Below are 20698 nucleotides of genomic sequence, written 5' to 3' on the forward strand. Positions count from 1 at the left end.
TCAAATCAGCGAATGAGGGTAACTGTTCCTTTTCGTGTCTTTTTTTCTCCGTCGGTGGTGGTCACCGCTATCTCGTACACGTAAGCGCCTGCTGGCTGTAGCTGCCCCTTTGTGGTGCCATCCCATCCGGCAGTGGCATCGGTTGCCTCGTAAACTACCTGCCCCGACCGGTTGTAAATCCTGATACTAAAGTTTTCGAAGAAGTTACCCTTTACGGTAAAAATATCGTTAAGGCCATCGTTGTTCGGACTAAAGGCGCTCGGCACAAACAACCTGATAGGCTGCACCACCTCCAGAATATTTGAATACGATACCTCGGCCCCGGTGCGCGAAATAGCCTTTATGCGATACCGCAGGCGCTGCTCCTCTACAGGGTTACTATCGGTGTAAGTAGTACCGGTAGCAGGAGTGCTGGCAACAACTGTGTTGACAGCATTTAGTTGCTCTACCTCGTACCGTAGCACACCGCCCTGATAGCCGGTAAAAGCGGTCCAAAATAATTGTATGCCGGCCACACCTTGTTCGCGCAGCTGCAGGTACATGGGGCAGGTGGTGTTGCTGAGGCTTGATGTGGCGCTGCAATCGTCGGTGTAGGTTGCCTGGTAGCAATAGGTGCCGGGAGTGTTCACTTCGTCGCGGTAAGTAGTGGTGAGGGCGGTGCCAACCGGTTGGCTGTTGCCTCCTGGTTCACGATAAACTTCGAGCTGCCGGAATGTTTGCTCTTGTGGTACCTGCAGCGTAAGCTCCACCTGGTTCTGGTTATTGTAGCTCGCCAATAGGTAACCGGCAGGTGGGGCAGCAGTTGCAGCAATTTCAACACATTGATCTTGCGCTATGCCAAATCCATCTCCACCAGTAACCATGGCACTATAGCAATATCGGCCACACGTCAGGTTTGAAATTGTTGTACTGCCTTGCGGATCAGCTGAAGTATAAAGGGTGGTATTGTTACTTGAATTCCGGATCTCCACCTGCTGGCCGGGAAACAAGTGTGTTTTCCAGGTCAGCACGGCTTCTCCTGAGGCAACAGAGGCATTAAATACAATAGAACATACCGTACTGGATACCTGACTGTTCCCGCAGGCATCAGTAACCCGCACCCTGTAACACCTGGGTTCTGTTGTATTAATATTTTCCAGGGTTTTAAGCTTTACGGCTACTCCGCTTTCCAAACCATCTAACGTATCTACAGCCAGTACTGAATTATCTGCGGGGTTTAGGTGCTCCAGCAGGTAGGTGTATCTCGATTCGACCTTGTACGAAATAGAAATGCTGCCGTTTACCTGCGCTTGCCGGTCAACGGTAACCTGGCTGAGCACGGGCAGTGGGAGAGGTGAAAAGTCTTTAAACTCTTTAGTGGCACTTTGGGAGCAGGTAGCGCCGCGGTAAGAGCCTGTTAAGGTTATTGTATAAGCACCTTCAGCTGCATACGTGTAAGTAACTCTCTCTCCTGAAGTTACAGCCCGCGACTGCCCATTTCCAAAGTCCAGGTTGTAAGTGTCGTAAGAGGTGTCTGTTATTTGAACACGGACAGTTCGCCTGTCGCAGCCTGTTATCGTAAAAGTGGGTTCAGGTGTCGCTTTCACTTCAAAATCCTGCCTGAAAAGAGAGGTACCCTGGTTGTTGAAATTTGCAAGCTGCGTAATGGTAACCGGCCCGGGTCTGGTGAAGGTGATGGTTTTAACCGTGTCTTTATTGGGGTTGTTGATGTCTTCTTCGGGATGGTAATAGTACTCCTGCTCCGGACTTACCCGGCCACTGCAGTCTTTGAACCGAATAGTCTGGCCCACACAAAATACAGTTACTTCCTTGCCTTCGTGGTATGCCTTAAAGCACCTGCTCTGCGCCATTGCCACCAGGTTCATAAGCAGGAAAATAAGGATCAGCAGGTACTTCAACGGAAAGAATTCTTAATTTTCTTCAAATCAACTAAAAATACGGGAGCCACGCACTTTTTGGCGCAAAATAAGTAAGCTATTGTTTTAACTGCTTCGGGCTGTTTTTAGTATAGATTGCCGCTATAAGGTTTTACATGACCATATTGTACTGGCTTTAGGTAGCACAATATGGTCATGTTCTAAGTTTGATCGCTGATTTAACTAGCTAAAAATAAATTATTTGAATGAAAATGGCCTTCCGAAGCTTTTTTGTTGTTTTTGCTTCAAGGGTAAGTTTGCTGCTTACCTCTTCTGCTAAGAAACTAGCAGCTCCTGTACCGGAAAGGTTTTCAGAAAACTGATGGTCTGCTTGAGGTGAGGGTGGAGGAAGGTATCTGCAGAAATAAACGGTACCTGCTGCCGGTATGCCGTAACCAGCTTCTCGAGTGCCGGCGAGGTCTGAAGCGGCCTTCGGAACTCCAGCGCCTGCACCGCATTCAGTAATTCGATAGCCAGGACAGCCTCAACATTTTGTACCACCTGGTAGAGCTTTGTAGCTGCATTGGCACCCATGCTTACGTGGTCTTCCTGCCCGTTAGACGATGGAATGGTATCGGTGGAGGCAGGGGAGCAGAGTTGTTTGTTCTGGCTCACCAGGCTGGCTGCTGTATATTGACTAATCATGAGACCCGAATTAAGGCCTGGTTCAGCCACCAGGAACTCCGGGAGCCGGTTGTTGCCTGTTAGCAGCTGATAGGTTCTGCGCTCCGAGATACTGCCTAATTCGGCAAGGGCAATGGCCGTAAAGTCGAGTGCCAGCGCCAAAGGTTGCCCATGAAAATTGCCTCCTGACAAAATCTGGTCCTGCTCCGGAAAAATAATGGGATTATCGGTTACGGCATTGATTTCAGTGGTTACGACCTCGGTCGCATAACGGAGGGCGTCTTTGCTGGCTCCGTGCACCTGCGGTATGCACCGGAAAGAGTAGGGGTCCTGTACATGCTCTTTGGCTTGCTTAACAAGGTCGGAGTCCTGCAGGAGCTGCCGCACCTGTGCTGCAGTCTGGAGCTGGCCCTGGTGCGGACGTACCTGGTGCAGCAACTCCTGAAACGGGGTAATGTGGCCACCATAGGCATCGAGCGAGAGTGCCCCTATAACATCGGCCCAACTGGACAGGCGCTCTGCCTGCAGCAGGCAGTAGGCTGCGTAAGCACTCATAAATTGAGTTCCGTTGAGCAGCGCCAGCCCTTCTTTGGCCTTTAACTGTACCGGCTCCCAGCTGAACATCTCCAGAATATGCTTGCTGTCGAGCTTGTAGCCCTGAAAGTTGGCTTCGCCCAGGCCCAGGAGCGGCAGGCACAGGTGCGCCAATGGTGCGAGGTCGCCGCTGGCTCCCAAAGAGCCCTGCTGGTACACCACCGGAAAAACCTCACGATTAAAAAAGTCGATCAGACGCTTTACTGTTGGCAGTTGCACCCCGCTGTGCCCGTAGGCCAGCGCCTGTACCTTTAGCAGCAGCATGAGTTTCACTATATCGGCTGGTACCTCGGCTCCGGTGCCACACGCATGCGACATCATCAGGTTCCGCTGCAACTGCTCCAGGTCTGTGGCAGATACCGTTTTATCGGCAAGACCTCCAAAGCCGGTATTGATGCCGTATAAGCGTTCGGTGCTATGCTTGATCTTGTGCTGCAGGTACTCGTAGCACGTTGTAATGCGGTTTTCAGCCTCTGGAGAGAGCGCCAGCGTGAAGTTCCCAGCCAGGATGTTGCGGATCTGCAGTAAAGTTAATGTGCTTCTCGTAATGCTATGAACGCTGCTCATCTGCTATAATTAAATTTTAGGCTTAAACCGATTAAATATCAGGTCACATGTATCACAACACAAAACTTTTATTTCCTTATTATCTGGAATATCAACTATTTGTGAAAAAAAAGACTCACAAGGCATCGAATAAATATTTTTGTGATGGTTCTTATGCAGAATAATATCAGTTGTTTACCATTTATGTTAAAATGATGACTAGAAGCAGCTGATGCCCTTTTTGAAAGGCTTTGATAATTCGCTCACTTAGGCTGCTACTCCTTCTTTGTACTTGCTGCTGATTTCCTGCTAAAGCTATTATTATAACTGACAGACCTGCAACGATAACCTTACCCTTGGAGCTTTTTCCTCGAAAATGCTTCTGAAGGCTATTTTAATTTAAATAATTTAAGCTGAATGTACCAGATGCACCCTGTTACCGGGCTAAATAGGCTACCAGATCGTCAGGTGAGAAGTCTTGTTGCTCGCCGGATTGCATGTTGCGTAACTTTAATTTTCCGGAGGCAATTTCCTCGGATCCAATGAGTACTACAAACGGTATTCGCTTTTGGTCGGCGTAGCTCATTTGCTTTTTAAGTTTAGCGGGTTCCGGATAAAGCTCGGAGGCAACGCCGGCATCGCGGAGCTGCTGCAGCAGAGGCAGCGCATGTTGCTCCGACTCTTTGTCGAACTGTACGAGCAGTACTTTGGTGCCTACTTGGCTGCTATCAGGGAACAAATGCAGTTCTTCCAGCACATCGTACACACGATCTACCCCAAAAGAAAAGCCTACTCCCGAAACACCAGGCAAACCAAACATGCCCGTCAGGTTATCGTAGCGGCCGCCTCCGCTTATGCTGCCCATGTTGGCGTTGTTTACTTTTACTTCAAAGATGCAGCCAGTGTAATAGGAGAGGCCTCTTGCCAGCGTTGCATCCAGCTGCAGGCGCGGCTGCCCCGATGGGTTTTCGGTAGTTAAGGCTTTGCTCTGCAGCTGCTCCAGGTATTTCCAGACTTCCTGCAGGTCGGAGAGGCCGCGTGAGCCTTCAGTTGTTTGGCCAAGTAGATTGGTAAGTTCTGTGAGTTTGTTCTGGTTAGAGCCGGAGAGGTCGTAAAGCGGCTCTAGTTTTTCGATGGCTGCCGTGGCAATGCCTCGTTCCATTAATTCTTTGCGCACGCCTTCTTTGCCTATTTTATCCAGCTTGTCGATGGCTACGCATAGTTCTCCTTCACGGCCCTTTTCGCCTATGGCCTCTGCTATGCCCGCCAGAATGCCACGGTGGTTTATTTTAATGCTGAAGTCGGTAAGGCCGAGCGTGGAGAGCACTTCGTCGATCATCTGCACAATTTCTGCTTCGCACAGCAGGGAGTTGGTTCCTACCACATCTGCGTCGCACTGGTAAAATTCTCTGTAGCGACCCCTTTGCGGCCTGTCTGCCCGCCATACCGGCTGAATCTGGTAACGTTTAAACGGAAACGATATCTCGTTGCGGTTCATCACCACAAACCGGGCAAATGGCACTGTAAGGTCGTAGCGCAGTGCCTTTTCAGATACTTTCCGGACCATGTGCTTTGAACCTTGGGCTATATCGGCAGCAGAGGTCTTGCTCAGGAAATCGCCGGAGTTCAGCACCTTAAAAATTAGCTGATCGCCTTCATCGCCATATTTTCCGGTTAGCACCGATAGCTGCTCCATAGCCGGTGTCTCCAGCGGCAGGTAGCCGTACTTCTCGAATGTGCGTTTAATTACGCCAAATATATAGTTTCTTTTGACCACCACAGCAGGGCCAAAATCGCGTGTTCCTTTCGGAATAGATGGTTTCTCTTTGCTCATGCCTTCTGAATTTGCCCCGCGAAGTTACTAAATCGTTCCGGATTTGGAGTTTTGAAAATTTGGGAATAAGATGATTGGGTAAGTGGGAGATTTGAAAATTTGAAAATTTGGAAATTGGGGAATGGGAAATTTAGTGGAACTCATATTTCTAAAAGCTAAAGGTTCTTGTATTTGTAATTTGAAGAGCAGTATCTGTGACCGCAGCAGCTAAGGGCCACTTTTTCCAAATAGGCAAAATACCAACTTCTATCCTGCCTGATTTAGAGCAGTGAATATTTGCCTACCAAGGCTTAACCATTAGTGCCTAAATAGTTACGATATGCATTACCTGCCACCACTTATGATTTGAAATTTTACATTTTTCCTTGTTGTTAAATATAATAGATATGTTAATAGAAGTGAAAGAACGACTTGTATTGTGACTTTAAAATATTCATTTTCTATTGTTGCGTTCAAAAAGGGCAGCAAGACAATCATAATGGGGGCATGATACAAGTGTAGAAGGTAAGTATAACCTCCTACATTAAAAAAATTGGCTGGAAGATCTAAAAGTAAAATAAAAAAAAATAATGCGATAAAGTACTTATTGTAGCCGGAAAAAATATTGAATGTCACTACTATTACAAAAAAGACAAAGACCAATAATAACTTTTTATTAAGTCTAGTCTGAAAGTGAGCATAAACGGCACCCGCAAAGAATAGAAAAAATATATCATATCGCAGCATCAGCTTTCCAAACACAGCTAATGGAATAAGTAATGCTAACATCCATAAATTTTTTCTCAACAATAATTCAATTATTGAAAAAACAATGAATAAGTCTCTAATGAAGTATGTAGGCGGGTTAATTGGGGCATTGTTTAGAGCAAAAATACCATCAGTTATTAATTTATGATCGTATGAGAGCCTGGTAAGTATATTTAATCCTATAAAATGAGCAATTAAAACAGGTAGCAATACTGAAAAATTAGCAATAAAAAATGGTATCAGAAGATTTCTAATTTTTTTTTGAAATAGATGTGTTTTGTGTCTTGAATGGTTCCAGTATAAGTAACCAGATGTAACTGAAAGGACAAGCGTTCCATAAGTAGGAAGTACTTCAAGTATATAATATATAGAACCCTTTGTAAAATTATGTTTTGTATGGGTAAATGTAATTAACACAACCGCAACAAAGCGAATCAATTCAAGGCTGTAGTTCATCGGTTAATTACTAAAAATTTTAAAAAAGCTAAGGAGCAATAAATCTTTTTTCAGAAGTTATTACATAAATCCAAAGTTGTACAATAGCTGACCTAAAGTCTTATTTAATACAACAGCGACACAACTTATCGGAATTCCCTTTTAGATTTATTCAACATTAAGAAAGGAAAATAAAAATCTTGTATCCTGCATCTTATGTCCTGTGACCATAGCCGTCAGGCTAAAGAAGAAATGTGGCTTGCTGCTTTAATTTTGAAGCTTTTACCAATTGATCAACAGTTTCGCTTGTAGGTAAAAAACGCTCAACAAGGGCTGGCCGGGGCGTTTTGCTTGATTTTAAATCGCTTAGCCTGACGACTATGATTCTGTGACAGATGGATGTGTAATTTCAAATTCCGATAAGTTAAGTCGCGGTTAATATTAATAATTTCTTAAAAATAAAATTATTTAAAAAAAACATTAGTGTCCAAATATAAGAAGTGTTAAACAAGTAATGCTAAAAGGATTTCTCTAAAATTGAGCTGAAAAATATCTTGATTTTTAGCGAGTCTGAGCATATTGTAACTGAACATTCTGGATAAATTTTTGAACCAGCATTACTTCTTTATCACTACCCAAATATAAAATAATGATTATTAACAAGTTAAAATTTATATTTTCTGATTTATGTAATTTAAAATTGCAAGTAGCTTATTTTTAATATTTTGTTAAAATAAGAGACAGTCAAAATTTGTAGATTTATGTAAATAGTTCTGCCATTTTTTAGCTTTCTATCTACTTAATACTACCTAAAATGAGATAGAAAAGCTAATTAAAGTGGTGTAGTACGGATTTTCATCATTTATTTAATCAAACAGGGACCAAACCAGTGAAAAAACTCGTATTAAATCGAAAAAAAATAAATCAACTATCATTGACTGAATATTAAACCTTTGAGCTAATTTTCAAGATATATATTTGGACAGTAGTGTAAAAAATACATATTTCGCATTAAATAATTCTTTTTCTCATTAACTGTTTCTACTAATTCAGCCATCAATTACTACCACGCAACTTTATAGTACTCCCCATTTGTAGGACCACTGGGTGGTGATTCTTAGTTGAACTTTCTTGTCAGTTTCTTCTTTACCCGGAGCCGGTTTTCAGCTCAATGTTTCGACCAACGGGAGAAGGCCTGGGTTGAAAACCGGCTCCGGGTGGCCTTGCTGTTTGCCCCCTGCCGTGGCAGCTTTTTGCAGGTACTGGTTTGCCGGAATCTGCCGCTCTATTCCCTGATGGTGCTTCTTATAGTTATAGAAGTCAAAGAAGTTTTTCAGCCCTTGGTACAGCTCCCATCCGTCACGGGCAGGATGTAAATATACATAATCCCGCTTCACCGTCCGCCACAGCCGCTCAATATAGATGTTGTCAATGGCCCTGCCTTTGCCATCCATGCTGATTTTGATTTCCTTTTCCTTCAGGTACTCGACCCACTCTTTGCAGGTGAACTGGCTCCCCTGGTCGGAGTTGACGATCTCCGGTTTACCATACCTGCTGATTGCCTCCTGCAGCACCGCCAGACTTTCCCCTGCCTCCAGGCTGTTGGACAGGCCCCAGCCCACAACAAAGCGGCTGCAGACGTCAATGAGGGCCACCAGGTAAAGAAAACCCCGCTCCATGGCAATATAGGTGATGTCAATCTCCCATACCTAGTTTGAACGCACTATCATCAGATTCCGAAGCAGATAAGGGTAAATATACTCAGCCTTTCCCAGCTTGCTCAGGTTCTTCTTGGGGTAGATAGCCAGCAATCCCATGAGCCTGAGCAGCCTTCTTACCCGCTTGTGATTTACCTCATAGCCCGCATCGAGCAGGTAATCCTGCATCTGCAGCACACCATGGGTGGGATAGTCCAGGTAGCGCTCATCCAACAGGCGCATGAGCAGCAGATTCTCCTCGCTCTCCTGCACCGGGGCATAATACAGGCCGCTGCGATGTATCCCCAGCATCCGACATTGACTGCGGATGCTGAGCTTCTCAGTGTAATCTACCATAGCTTGGCGTACGGCTAAAGGCCCAGCTTGCTTAAGCTTTTTTTTAGATACTCATTCTCCAACTCCAGTTTCCCTATCTTGGCATATAGCTTCTCCGAATCTGGCTCCTGCACCTTATCCTTCTCTCTTTCAAAGACAGAAGAAGCTCCCTGCACGAACTCCTGTTTCCATTTGCTGATGCTGTTGGCGTGTATCTCAAAATGCTTGGATAACTCTGCCAGGCTCTCTCTTTCTTTGAGCGCCTCCAGGACTACTTTGGCTTTAAAGGCCGCACTGAATTTTCGTCTTGTTCCTTTCATTACTCCTCTAATTTAACCATTACTCTTCAATTATAGTAGTGGTCCTAATTTCGGGGAGTATTATACTTGGACTTAATATTATAACAATTAGGGCATATATTTAATTAATGGGGGAATATTATAATGAGTAAGTTTAAAAGGCGTTGTTATCGCCGCGAACCATATTATATACTGTATAAAAAATTATTTTCAAGTCTAACAAAAAACTCCAGTTTTCAAGGTAAAAAATATCAAGCTTTACACGGGCACGCATTTGATGCACTTCCGTAGTTTCACCACGGTACCCACGTACCTGCGATAAACCTGTAATTCCAGGTTTAATGAAGTGGCGCAACATAAATTTATCAACTATAAGGGCATATTCTTCGGTATGTTTGAGCATGTGCGGCCGCGGGCCCACAACTGACATATTTCCTATCAAGACATTGAAGAACTGCGGCAATTCATCAATACTTGTTCTTCGTATAAAAGCACCTATTTTGGTAATTCGTGCGTCGCCACGCCGAGCCTGTAAAGTATTAGAGTCGCTATTTACATACATAGAACGAAGTTTCCAGCAGTTAAAAATTCTGTTATCTATTCCTGAGCGTTCCTGTTTAAAGAAAACAGGTCCTTTAGAGTCAAGCTTAATAAGCAAAGCTATTACTGGAATAAGCCATGACAATACAAATAGAATTATTAAAAGTGAGAAAACAATATCAAAAGTTCTTTTTAATATTTTATTTATAGCATCATCGAGCGGAATGGAGCGCAGGATGAGAACAGGCAGCATGTCATAAAAGTCAATTTTCAGTTTTCTGTATTGAAAGTCGCCGGGTTCGGGTAAAAACTTCATGCGGACCAGGTTATTGTCCACAAAGTCCAGCAGCCTTACCACCTGCTCTTTGCTTAGCTCATGCGGAGAGCAATAAATTTCGTCTATTCCGTTTTCAACGATAAACCTTTCAATATCTGCTACCCTACCTATTATATGGTCCCCATGCTTTTTATCATCAAAGAAGCCTATAAATCTATATCCGTGCTCAGGATGTTGGCTGAAATACCGCCTGAGTTCTAAACCAGTATTTCCATAACCTACAATGATGACTTTCCGAAAATTATATCCTTTCCTGCGCCAGTATTTAAGGGCGTAAATAACAAGCAGCCGCCAGATGATTACACTTGTTCCTAATAATATATAATGGTTTGATAAATAATCTCGGGAAATGTTTTGGATATTAGTAACATTGAGTGTTGCTTCTATTAGTAGAATGTAGAGGAAAATTACTTTTATAGCATTTACTATTACCCTTATTGTTCGGGCAACCCGGTAATTTTTGTAAATTCCTAGTAATGCAGCACAAATGAACCATCCAATCGATGAATAAAAAAGGAAATCTTTATACGGTGTCTTAAAACTATCGAGACTGCCAAAATATAACATAAATGTAGAAATAACAGAACCTGTTACAGCTACCAAGTCTCCAAAAGCATGAACAAGTTTTATGTATTTTGTATATAATCCGGGCATAAAAGAAAATTTGCACAAATGTAAGGAGAATTGGCAGCCTAAATTTACATTTGAGACTTTTAAGATAACTTCTTGAGATTATTATTAATGTTTTCTCTTTCAGAATCATCAAACCAACTCCATTTATTAAAATATTTTATCATTGATGATATATGAATTATAAAAAGGTAAAACTGTTTGGCAGAAGCTCTCTCATATAAGTGATAAATAGTTGTTTGTGGATAATAAAGGGTTTGGTATTTTTGATTAATCCTTCTACATAAATCCAAATCCTCCATATAAAGAAAAAATTGTTCATCAAATCCACCAACTTCCTCAAGGACATCTTTGCGAATCATAAGAAAACATCCTAATAAAAAAGGAACATTCATTGTTTTATTGTAAGATGTATGCAGAAATTGATGAAACCTACATCGTTTACTGAATAAATTTTTAATAAAAGGAATTCTCCTTATAATAATATCGAAAGGGGTAGGCAACGAACGGCAGGATAATTGTAATTGACCGTTTGGATAAAGAATTTTAGGTGCAACTAAACCAATGTTTGGATCAGACTGAAATAGGGCAAGCATATTATTGATTATATTGCCCTCAAAGTAAACATCGGGATTAAGGATGATATGGTATTTAGAAGCTTTTAAAGATTTATTTATGCAAAAATTGTGAGCTTTCCCAAACCCAATGTTATTATTATTAAAATGATAGCTTATACAATCATCTACAATAATTTCTGTTCTTAAGCAATCTGTAGGAGAATTATCGTAGACAAAAATTTGATTTATATGTTCTGAACTGAGTAAGCTTAAAATTGTCTGGTTGATAACCCATGCTTTTGTCTTATATGCTACTATGGATGCTACTATCACTTTATTTTATTTATACATAGTAATTTATAATACAGCAGTAAGTTATTTAATATACATTTAACTGACTTACATAAATAATATAAACAGCGACAGAACTTATCGGAATTCAAGATTTGATTTGTTCTATTTCAACAGAATTATTAAAAAAGTTCTGTGTCTTATGTTCTGCATCCAGTGTCCTGTAAAAGATGGCAGTACAATTCGATTTCCGGGAAGTTAAGTCGCCGTCTATATAAAACATCTTTCTAAATTGGTTTTATATTATTTTAAGTGTTTAACTAACTGATGATAAAAGTAGTGTTAAAGAAGTGATGCTGATTTAAAAATCTATCTATAATATGTACAGATTCGCTAAAAATCAAGATATTTTTCAGCTTAATTTTAATGAAATATCTTAAGTATTACTTCTTTAGCACTACCAAAATTACTTATGCTGCAGGTGTAATTTATAAAGTTCTTGATACATATGTGCATTTGTTTTAATGTTGAAGTCTTCTTCGCACCATTTTCTGGAATTATTCCCCATTCGTTCCACTTCAAGAGGCGTCTTCTCAAGCCACAAAATTTTTTCAACAGCTTTTTCAATTGTTTTGAATTTAAAACCATTAAAACCATCCTTTACAAGATCTATATTTCCTACACATTTGTTTAAAAGTAAACATTTAGACACACTCATGGCCTCCAGTACTGCTAAAGGTAATCCTTCCCATAAAGCAGTTGAAATATATAAATCTGCAGAACCTACTATTTCAAAAACTTCTTTTTTAGAAACCATGCCTGTTACTATTATGTTAGGAGACTGAAGCAAATCAAGATTAGCTGTTGTTCCATCGCCAACCCAAATAAATTGAAATTTAGAATTTTCTGCAAACCTTTCAGCAATGCTGTTAAAAAGTTGTGGATTTTTTTGCCCAGTTACCCTGCCGCACGTAACTATAGTAAATTTGCTCTGATTTTTCGTAAGCGTGGTGTTTTCGCAATTATCTAAAACTGTTCCATTATTAATATAAGTTGCTTTAATACCTACTTGATTAAATATATCAGCTTCAGAGGATGAGCAGCATACTATATTTCCCGAAAATAAACTTGCTGTTTTCTCAAGCCAGATAAATAAGTTTTTTTGAAATGAGGATATATCTTTACGTGCAAAAGAGGCACCATGAGGTGTATAAACTACATTCCTGTGCTTGGTAAGGGTACTAGCCACTCGGCCTAAAAAGCCTGCTTTAGAAGAATGAAGATGAATAACATCGCCTTTGTGTTTCCTGAAAATTTTCAGGAGTTCTATCAAAGCTCTTATATCTTGATAAGGATTGATTTCCCTTTGAGAATAGTTCCAATAAATAAATTTGACATCTTCCGGGAAAGTAGCCTTAACTTCTTCAGCACTAATTTCGTCTGGCTTTTCACCATGTATAACTATATGTTCAAATCCATTTGTAAACCTAGTTAAAAAATTTACAAATAATGCTGCACCAGAAGCGAAACACTCAATTACATGTATAACTCTCATTATTAACAATTCTAATAACATATTATAAAAAAAGGTAGTGGACCAACCAAGTTGATTAAGTACTAAAAATCAAAATAACCAGCTAGTTATCAATTACATATTGATAACTGTTAAAAACAACTGATTTAACCCACTATCATAAAAATAGTTATAAAAAAATAATATATAATTCAAGGCTTCCGCATCAAAATATGTAAGTTATTGAAATTTAAATACTTGAAATATTGAAATTTAATAATATTAAATCCACAACAAGCTGATAGCCAGATAGGTGTATTATTGGCGCGGTAGCCCTGTTCATAATTTGTTTTTATACTAACTATGAATTAATAATTTGACCAACTTTTCTCAACTTAATACCGATTCATAAACTTTAAAAGTTAGTTTAGCTGCTTTTTCCCAAGAATATAAATTACTACGAGACCTCCCTTTATTGCTCAAGTCTATTCTTAAAGCAGAATTTGCTACAAGCCTCTCTGTTTTATTATACATAGAAGACATATCATAAGGGTCAAAGTATAAGGCTGCATTTCCACCAACTTCAGGCAATGAACCTGCGTTTGCTAAGAGTACTGGCGTACCAAAAGAAAACGCTTCTAAAGTAGGTATACCAAATCCTTCATATTGTGAAGGGAATACAAAGAATAAAGCTTGATTATAGAGTTGGGCCAAAAATAGATCATTGATAGGTAACTGTATAACTAAATCCTGTATACCTAGTTTCTTGAATATACTGATTTCATTCTTGGTGAAACCACCTCCTCCGGCACTAATTAATTTAAGAGAATTTCTTTTTAAAATAGGAGCAATTGCTGTAACATAAGGTAAAAAGTTCTTATAATGGTCTCTTAGTCCAACATACAAAATGAAGTCGCCCAATTTGGTTACAAAATCATTTTCAGGGAGCACCATATTAGCACTAAAGGAACTGGCAAGTGGCGTAACAAAAATTTTGTTTTCAGGAATATTTAAAATTTTAATAATATCCTGTTTTGTATTTTCCGAAACAGCTAGAATAGCTTCAGCAGCCTCAAGTTGATTTTTTTTCTGCCTTGCAACAAGATCACTTTTAAAATAATGACTAAACTTCTCGTCTATCATATCATGGCAGGTTACTACAAAAGGCTTATTGTTAATACCATTCTTTAAGAAAGAGTCATTATAAAAAGTTGGATGAAATAAATCGAATTGCTGCTTTTTAAGGCTGCTATTTGTTTTAAAACTATTAATAATACTCATCAATCTCTTTTGCCCTCGAAAATTAAATGAGTTAAAAAAAGGGGATACTTGTGGTTTCAAACATTTCGCATAAACGTTGTTAGACAGAATCAACGAAATGTCAAAATCTATTTTTTGTGCCACAGCATAAGACATTAATTCATAGAAGTACCTTGAGATGCCACCAAATCTTTGATTTGCAAAAACCTGATGATCATACAATATTTTCATAAACAATTTGGAATGTTTAGACCTTGTTTAAATATTTACTTTTCTATATAACTAAGCATTTAGCCATCAGTATAAAAGCAGATGATATTGAGGCTAGTTGCTCACGACCCTTACCCAGGTGCCTGTATTTGTCCAGCCAGACCCAGCGCTCTTATGGTAATATATACTCCCTTGGGATTCGTTAAATCGTTTGGATAAAATTTCATCGCGCACCTTCTGCTACAAGACCCAGATTCCCTATTTTATTAACTAATCCTACTATTTAAACAGGCTCCATTACTGCTGTAAAATATTGTTGGCTAGATAGATATTGCTTAAATGGTTCTCTTTATGAAATGTTTTGCAGCATTATTAGTTACCATTTGGGATGCAAGCAATGTATTAAAAAATGCTAGTAAAAATATACACTTATTATTCTCCAGAATATTTTCAGTTATTGAACATATAATTATCATAAACAAAAAGCATGTATAATGATACTGCCTAAGTTTTAGACTTTTTATGAGAGGGTAAAAGTAAAATAGACAAAGCACGAACAAACCTATAATACCAAAAGTCATTAAAAAATCTAAATACTGATTATGTGAATTAAATCCTAGAAGCCTATCTAATCCTTTTTCAACATAAACAACTGCCATTTCATCCTGCGTGTCTCCTGTCCCTACCCCCAAAAACCAATTATCCTTAATTATGGTTAACCCTGCCAAGAGTGGCCCTATTCTGGTAGAAGAATAATTGTAAGGATTGTTTTCGATAGTTTTGAATGAGACATTAAATCGTTGCTTATACCTTTCAAGTGTATTATTGGAACCTTTTAAAACCACTAAGCAGCCTATAGTTGTTGCCATTAAAGCAAAAGCTATGAGAAAACGCTTATTAATTTGAGAATAATATGCAATTGTTAAAAATAATCCGACGGCGAGGATAGAGATAAATGAAGCAAGTCCTGCACACAACATTATGAAAACGCATAAATATAGCAGTAATATAGCAATAGCTGTTCTCGTCCCAGTTTTTAAATTGGGTTCTGTCATATAAATATAAATAGTAAGAATAACAGCAGTAACAACATAATACCCAAAATATATATGCGACATGTACAAAAGAGGAATATCAATAAAAAAATTATTCAATTCAATAAGTGTTAGGCCTGAAACTATGTATCTTTTGTAAAGAGCAAACAAAACTGCTATAATGCTTCCTATGCTAATACTCAATATAAATGCCTTGAAAATTTTTCTGTATTCATTTTGCTGAAGTGGTCTTGAGCTAAAAATGACTAGCGGAAAGATGAATAGTGCCAGTGATTTTTCTATTTTGAAAAATGCGTACTCGAAGTTATCAGTTCCAAATAACCATATTATCAAAATGGCAAACGGCAAAATAAAAACAATGAAGTAACTACAGTTAATTAGTTTTAAAAATGAATTTTTAAAATCGAGCTTTACAAGCCAATTTAATAATAACAAAATAAGAATTATAACTGTGAAGTTACGCGGCAGTATCAAACAAAACCCAAAAGACATAAGCAAATAAAAGTAAATTTTATCCTGAATATCTTTTGAGTATTTCCCCGCTGCTTTGTTCATAAGCATAAGAACCGGTATTTATATATGAAATTAAAAATAGTATATTCCTGCGGCACTTGATGCATACTTATGAGTAAACTAATTACATCGGTTGTAAAATTAAGCCTGCTATTATAAATTGTCTTCCAAAATATTAGATGTGTTGAATATTAAAAGAAGCAGGTATATATAATCTTCAGTATCTTTAGCAGATAATTCATTTTATAGAATATTATTAGATAAATATAAATTTTCTAATTCTGCTGCATAATATTCTATTGTAAATTGTTTTTCAAAAGATTTTTTGCACTGATTGCCTAATTTTTGGGCGACAGTAGGATTTTGCCATAAATACTTGATTTTCTCTGCTAATTGCACGTGATCCAAAGGTATTGTTAGTAAACCATTAAATCCATCCTGAACCAACTCTTTTGGCCCTTCTATATTAGTAGCAATTACAGGTATGCCTGCTCTAAAGGCTTCTAGTATAACCAGGCCCATACCCTCAAAAATTGAAGGTAAAACAAAAATATGGCAGCTTGAAAAATATTCTTCGGGATGATAAGTTGCACCTCGAAACTCAACTACATCTTGTAAGGCAAGTTGGTTTGCCAGGGCTTCCAGTTTATTTCTTAGCATACCCTCACCGACCAAAATTACTTTGATGTTAGGAATAATACCTTTCAGAGTGCTAGCAGCCAATAATAATGTATCCACTGACTTTTGAACAGCTAGTCGTCCTACAAACAATATATTAAAATTGCCCGGATTGATCTGCAGTTTATTTCTTAGGAGTGAAACGTCGCTAATATCTGCTTCCGCCTTTGCTGGTATACAATTGTACAGCAAATGAATTCTATCAGAAGATACTCCCAACCTTTTATGAACATGATCAGCGACGGCTTTGGAAATGGCAATTACTTTAGAATTTCGGGCGACCGTAGTAAATAAAATTCTGTATATCAGGAAAAAAATATAATCAAGTTTATTCCACTTAAACCAGATATTATGCATGGTGCAAAATAGGCTTAACTTTAATCCTCTACAAGCCCACAATCCTAAAAAATCAGCATGGCTGAGATGAGTGTTAACCACATCAGGTTTACATAACTTGAGATATGCACGAATCTGTTTACTACAATTATTGCCTAAGGGAATAATTTTTAGCTTAATATCGGGATGAAGCTTATCTTTTAAATCGGTGATATCTTTTAAATAAATGATATGAACTTCGTGCTTCTGTACATGTATATTCGAGAAATTAATAAGTAACCTTTCCGCCCCACCAAAACCTAGTGCGGTAATAATATGTACGATTTTCATTCAATTTTACTTATAATAATCTATTAACTCCGAGTTCTGCATCTGGTAACCGGTTTTGGCTCCTATAAAATATAATCCGGATGCTGAATCCATCGTTCGTTTTTTGTTCCAGACGAGGAGGTCCAGGTAGGGCATCCAGAAAAACAAAATTCGAACTATCGCTTTTATAATGAGTCGCAAATACTTATTAAAACCAAAAATCAACAAAAAGAAGTATTCAATACTCCAAAGAAGTACAGTACCATGACCTGCAATTATTCCGATTTCATTTTTTTGAAGTTTTTATATACGTACCTGTAGCCGGAACAGGTAAAATGGATGAAATCTAAAGTTCCTCTAAACAGATGCTGCAGAAGCGATGTTTCGCTATAAACAATCCAATCTTTTTTAAAATCTCGGTAAATTTGGCTTATGCATGTAAAAGATTAATAGCATGCTCTAAAACCACTTGTACTATAAATACAATCAAATGTTTTATCTTGATTGGGGATTTTGTGATCATCCAAAATTATTGGAGTCTATGTTCAATTGGCATGATAGTTTCAACAATCATACCCTTCTTTCATCTAAAAAGACTAATGTCCCGTACCTTTCAATACTTCCACTCCATACCAATACTTTAGCATAAGGACTTTTTAAGAGTATTAGGTGAAATTTCTTCTTTCAATATATCTATCCCGAGCTTAGGGATAGATATATTGAAAGAAGAAATTAATAATCGCTGCGTAATGATCTCAAATAAGAGGTTCTCCTTTTTTTAAAACCATCTAATGAATAACTATTACGTACTCCAGTATGTTTTCAATAACATTAGGTAAAGCATTGTAGAAATCAAGGCAAACAATATTCCTGTTCAGAAATAGCTGCGTCTATGAATATTAAGTTTCAGCACAGCCAATTTAAGTTTTTCTTAAAGTGCAGAATACTTCTTAAAGCTTTTTCAACCATTTTCTTTTAATAGTACTAGCTATATCAGCTCGTTTTTGAAATATATAAAAAAGCAACCTATTTATTTTATTATACTTAAAATGCTGTGACAGAACCTGGTAATACTCCTGCATAATACTCTTTTTATTATTAATATTTTGAGTTTTACTCTCTTGGTGAACCCTGAACTTGCCGAGGAACTTGGGTAACAAGCAAATGTTAAATTTTTTACTGATACTGGCGTAAAAATCTACATCCATACAATAATTCAGGTCAAGTCTTAACTGTCCTTTACTTTCATAGACGTTTTTCCGCCAAAAAACGGTTGGTTGAACAGGACAGAACCTTCCATGTTTAAATTTCCATTTATTCCATAGAATTGGTTTTACATCACAAATCCAGTTACTCTTTTCGTCTATAAGATGGTAATAGCCATAAATGAGATCAGCATTTGTATTTTGTTTAAAAAAATTAACCACTTCATTGAAAGTATATGGAAAATAAACATCATCAGCATTCTGCCAGGCTAAAATATCTCCAGTAGCATACTTAAAACCATGATTTATGGCATCGGATTGCCCTTTATCTTTTCTTGAGTAAAATTTAACATTCGGATATTGAGCAACAATTTCTGCTGTTTTATCAATAGAAGCCCCATCCATTACAATTACTTCAAAGTTCCTGTAGGTTTGTTCAAAGATAGAGTCCAAAGTTTCTTTGATGTACTTTTCTCCATTGTAAACAGGTATAATAACTGAAATTTTCATGAGGTAAAGTTACGAATATATTCATCTTTTTGGATGAGCTGAATTAAAATTAAAAGAATCCAGAATGGAGCATGGTAAAAATCTCCTACAATGGCCAAGTGTACTAAGGTCGACAAAAAAGGAAGCATAAAATATGTTCTTATTTGAGGATTAAGCCAAAATAAATTTCCTCCAAACTTTATCAAAAAGCTTACAAAAGCAATAATTGCAAAAATTCCTAAATCTGCTAATATAGTTAAGTATATACTATGGTAGCCCAATGTATATTTTTCAACTCCATATCCGGGTCCATTCCCTAAAAAAGGATTCATAAACCAATCTTTAAAGGCCGTGACCCAAGTGTGTAATCTTATGCTGGCAGAGTAACTATTGTTCTTAAATAATACTTTATCACTCAGTTCATTTAAAGGCTTCTCCAGAACTGCATAATATTTAACAACAAGTAATGCTGAGATGCCTATTAAGAGAAATATGGCTAATATATTCGACTTTTTTATCGTAATCCTTTTACTTAACAGGAAAGTACAAGAGAAAATAAAACCATAAACTAAAATTAAAATCAACATTCCGGCAGCGGAGAAAAGAAAGATCATCGAAAAGAGGTAAAGAATTGTAAGGAAATACTGCATAAACTGATTTTCTCTTAATTTGTAATAGAGAATTCCTACAGGGCAAATAATATTCATTAAGAGTGCCATGCTACCAGGCTCTTCAGCAACGCCTCCTACTGCCCAAGCCCTTCCTCTTATGTAATAAAGCATATTTGCAGAACCATTATCCAAATTAATAAAATATCCTCTTATGCCAATTTTGAATACATTTATTAGAATAAAGTCCAAAGTTATGATACATGAGCAGACAACCGCAGAGATGGCAAACATTTTCATGATAAAGCCTGCATCCAGCTTTTCATAATGCACTATAATCCTCAAAATAAAATAATAAGCTCCTATTGCGAAAGTATATGCTAATGAATGATTAAAGCTCCTTTTGTTCGCAAACCCTGTAATAAAAGAAACCCAGACAATCCCTAAGAAAACAATTAGTAAAATATCATAATCTTTTATTTTTAAAGCTTTTATCTTGATCTTAGGCTTAAAAATAAGTTTTATTAAAAAAGCAGAAATAGTAATAAGTAGTAACATCACTGGTAGCCTTAACCACCCTGACAGAGCAAAGTAAGATGTAAAGGGGGAGAAGATTAAAAAAAGTCCTATGAGCTTCTTTAACATAATTAAAATGCTCGAATTATAGTATCGAATTAGTTTTGTATTTATTTTCTAAAAGCATGAACCGGACAAGCCTGAAAAGGTAAAGTGACTGGTTAGATACTGCTAAATTTTTGAAGATCTGACCTAATCTCGTTGGAAAGTTATAGAAAAGAAATTGAAAGGCAAAGGGTGATACCTGTATATCATCCATGCCATTTATACAGCTATCCTGCAGATCATGTGTAGGTATGAAGTTAGGAGAAATATTTAGAGTAAGGAAATAGAATAAAGTGTTTGAGTATGTAAAGGATTAGTTAACCAGAAAAAAATAGGAGGCATATACTACGTTTGACGAGGCAGATGGTGGCATAATAGTTTATTAACTATTATGCCACCACTTGACTTTAATTTTGAAACAAATGAAGGGGAAACACTATTTAGCTACGAGACTGTAAACGGAACTGTGTCAAAGCTATAAAATTATTAACTTAGCTTAAGCACAGTTACTATGGAGA

General features: G+C 38.0%; 15 protein-coding genes. All 15 read right to left on the reverse strand.

Going from position 1 to position 20698, the window contains the following annotated elements; translation table 11 throughout:
* Nucleotides 1–5: 5 nt before the first annotated feature.
* A complete protein-coding gene (locus FVR03_RS13115) occupies nt 6–1898 on the reverse strand; it encodes a T9SS type B sorting domain-containing protein (RefSeq protein ID WP_147922209.1) in 1893 nt (630 codons plus the stop codon).
* 294 nt (nt 1899–2192) lie between these two features.
* Entirely contained in the window at nt 2193–3701 is a 1509-nt protein-coding gene (gene hutH, locus FVR03_RS13120) for a histidine ammonia-lyase (RefSeq protein ID WP_147922210.1), read from the reverse strand.
* 415 nt (nt 3702–4116) lie between these two features.
* Nucleotides 4117–5514, reverse strand: a complete 1398-nt coding sequence (gene hisS, locus FVR03_RS13125; protein WP_147922211.1) for a histidine--tRNA ligase — start codon at nt 5512–5514, stop codon at nt 4117–4119.
* A 324-nt stretch (nt 5515–5838) separates the two neighbouring features.
* The gene (locus tag FVR03_RS13130) at nt 5839–6717 is read right to left on the reverse strand and encodes an acyltransferase family protein (RefSeq protein WP_147922212.1); all 879 of its coding nucleotides are present in this window, start codon (nt 6715–6717) and stop codon (nt 5839–5841) included.
* A gap of 1142 nt (nt 6718–7859) precedes the next feature.
* The gene (locus FVR03_RS13135) at nt 7860–8396 is read right to left on the reverse strand and encodes a DDE-type integrase/transposase/recombinase (RefSeq protein ID WP_304608224.1); all 537 of its coding nucleotides are present in this window, start codon (nt 8394–8396) and stop codon (nt 7860–7862) included.
* Nucleotides 8397–8405: 9 nt separating this feature from the next.
* The gene (locus FVR03_RS13140) at nt 8406–8750 is read right to left on the reverse strand and encodes an IS3 family transposase (protein ID WP_147922214.1); all 345 of its coding nucleotides are present in this window, start codon (nt 8748–8750) and stop codon (nt 8406–8408) included.
* 14 nt (nt 8751–8764) lie between these two features.
* On the reverse strand, nt 8765–9049 hold the full coding sequence (locus tag FVR03_RS13145) for a transposase (RefSeq protein WP_147922215.1): 285 nt from the start codon (nt 9047–9049) through the stop codon (nt 8765–8767).
* 133 nt (nt 9050–9182) lie between these two features.
* The gene (locus tag FVR03_RS13150) at nt 9183–10559 is read right to left on the reverse strand and encodes an undecaprenyl-phosphate glucose phosphotransferase (protein ID WP_147922216.1); all 1377 of its coding nucleotides are present in this window, start codon (nt 10557–10559) and stop codon (nt 9183–9185) included.
* Between the two features lie 59 nt (nt 10560–10618).
* The gene (locus FVR03_RS13155) at nt 10619–11425 is read right to left on the reverse strand and encodes a glycosyltransferase family 2 protein (RefSeq protein ID WP_147922217.1); all 807 of its coding nucleotides are present in this window, start codon (nt 11423–11425) and stop codon (nt 10619–10621) included.
* Between the two features lie 424 nt (nt 11426–11849).
* A complete protein-coding gene (locus tag FVR03_RS13160) occupies nt 11850–12959 on the reverse strand; it encodes a glycosyltransferase (RefSeq protein ID WP_147922218.1) in 1110 nt (369 codons plus the stop codon).
* A gap of 327 nt (nt 12960–13286) precedes the next feature.
* The gene (locus tag FVR03_RS13165) at nt 13287–14387 is read right to left on the reverse strand and encodes a glycosyltransferase family 4 protein (RefSeq protein WP_147922219.1); all 1101 of its coding nucleotides are present in this window, start codon (nt 14385–14387) and stop codon (nt 13287–13289) included.
* Between the two features lie 314 nt (nt 14388–14701).
* Nucleotides 14702–15976, reverse strand: coding sequence for an O-antigen ligase family protein (locus FVR03_RS13170; RefSeq protein WP_187270160.1), 1275 nt, complete (start codon nt 15974–15976; stop codon nt 14702–14704).
* A 201-nt stretch (nt 15977–16177) separates the two neighbouring features.
* Complete coding sequence (locus FVR03_RS13175) at nt 16178–17278, reverse strand: glycosyltransferase family 4 protein (protein WP_147922221.1); 1101 nt, start codon at nt 17276–17278, stop codon at nt 16178–16180.
* Nucleotides 17279–18207: 929 nt separating this feature from the next.
* Complete coding sequence (locus FVR03_RS13180; protein ID WP_147922222.1) at nt 18208–18972, reverse strand: glycosyltransferase family 2 protein; 765 nt, start codon at nt 18970–18972, stop codon at nt 18208–18210.
* On the reverse strand, nt 18969–20204 hold the full coding sequence (locus FVR03_RS13185; RefSeq protein ID WP_147922223.1) for an O-antigen ligase family protein: 1236 nt from the start codon (nt 20202–20204) through the stop codon (nt 18969–18971). Before FVR03_RS13185 ends, FVR03_RS13180 begins: the two co-directional genes overlap by 4 nt.
* Nucleotides 20205–20698 lie beyond the last annotated feature (494 nt).

Origin of the sequence: Pontibacter qinzhouensis (genome assembly GCF_008017455.1) — a bacterium.
Lineage (GTDB): Bacteria > Bacteroidota > Bacteroidia > Cytophagales > Hymenobacteraceae > Pontibacter > Pontibacter qinzhouensis.

Excerpts from the sequence above, each read along its gene's own strand:
- FVR03_RS13145 (WP_147922215.1), bottom strand. The coding sequence starts at position 9,049 with ATGAAAGGAACAAGACGAAAATTCAGTGCGGCCTTTAAAGCCAAAGTA.
- FVR03_RS13185 (WP_147922223.1), bottom strand. The coding sequence starts at position 20,204 with ATGTTAAAGAAGCTCATAGGACTTTTTTTAATCTTCTCCCCCTTTACA.
- FVR03_RS13170 (WP_187270160.1), bottom strand. The coding sequence starts at position 15,976 with ATGAACAAAGCAGCGGGGAAATACTCAAAAGATATTCAGGATAAAATT.
- FVR03_RS13140 (WP_147922214.1), bottom strand. The coding sequence starts at position 8,750 with ATGGTAGATTACACTGAGAAGCTCAGCATCCGCAGTCAATGTCGGATG.
- FVR03_RS13160 (WP_147922218.1), bottom strand. The coding sequence starts at position 12,959 with ATGTTATTAGAATTGTTAATAATGAGAGTTATACATGTAATTGAGTGT.
- FVR03_RS13175 (WP_147922221.1), bottom strand. The coding sequence starts at position 17,278 with ATGAAAATCGTACATATTATTACCGCACTAGGTTTTGGTGGGGCGGAA.
- FVR03_RS13130 (WP_147922212.1), bottom strand. The coding sequence starts at position 6,717 with ATGAACTACAGCCTTGAATTGATTCGCTTTGTTGCGGTTGTGTTAATT.
- FVR03_RS13165 (WP_147922219.1), bottom strand. The coding sequence starts at position 14,387 with ATGAAAATATTGTATGATCATCAGGTTTTTGCAAATCAAAGATTTGGT.
- hisS (WP_147922211.1), bottom strand. The coding sequence starts at position 5,514 with ATGAGCAAAGAGAAACCATCTATTCCGAAAGGAACACGCGATTTTGGC.
- FVR03_RS13150 (WP_147922216.1), bottom strand. The coding sequence starts at position 10,559 with ATGCCCGGATTATATACAAAATACATAAAACTTGTTCATGCTTTTGGA.
- FVR03_RS13180 (WP_147922222.1), bottom strand. The coding sequence starts at position 18,972 with ATGAAAATTTCAGTTATTATACCTGTTTACAATGGAGAAAAGTACATC.
- hutH (WP_147922210.1), bottom strand. The coding sequence starts at position 3,701 with ATGAGCAGCGTTCATAGCATTACGAGAAGCACATTAACTTTACTGCAG.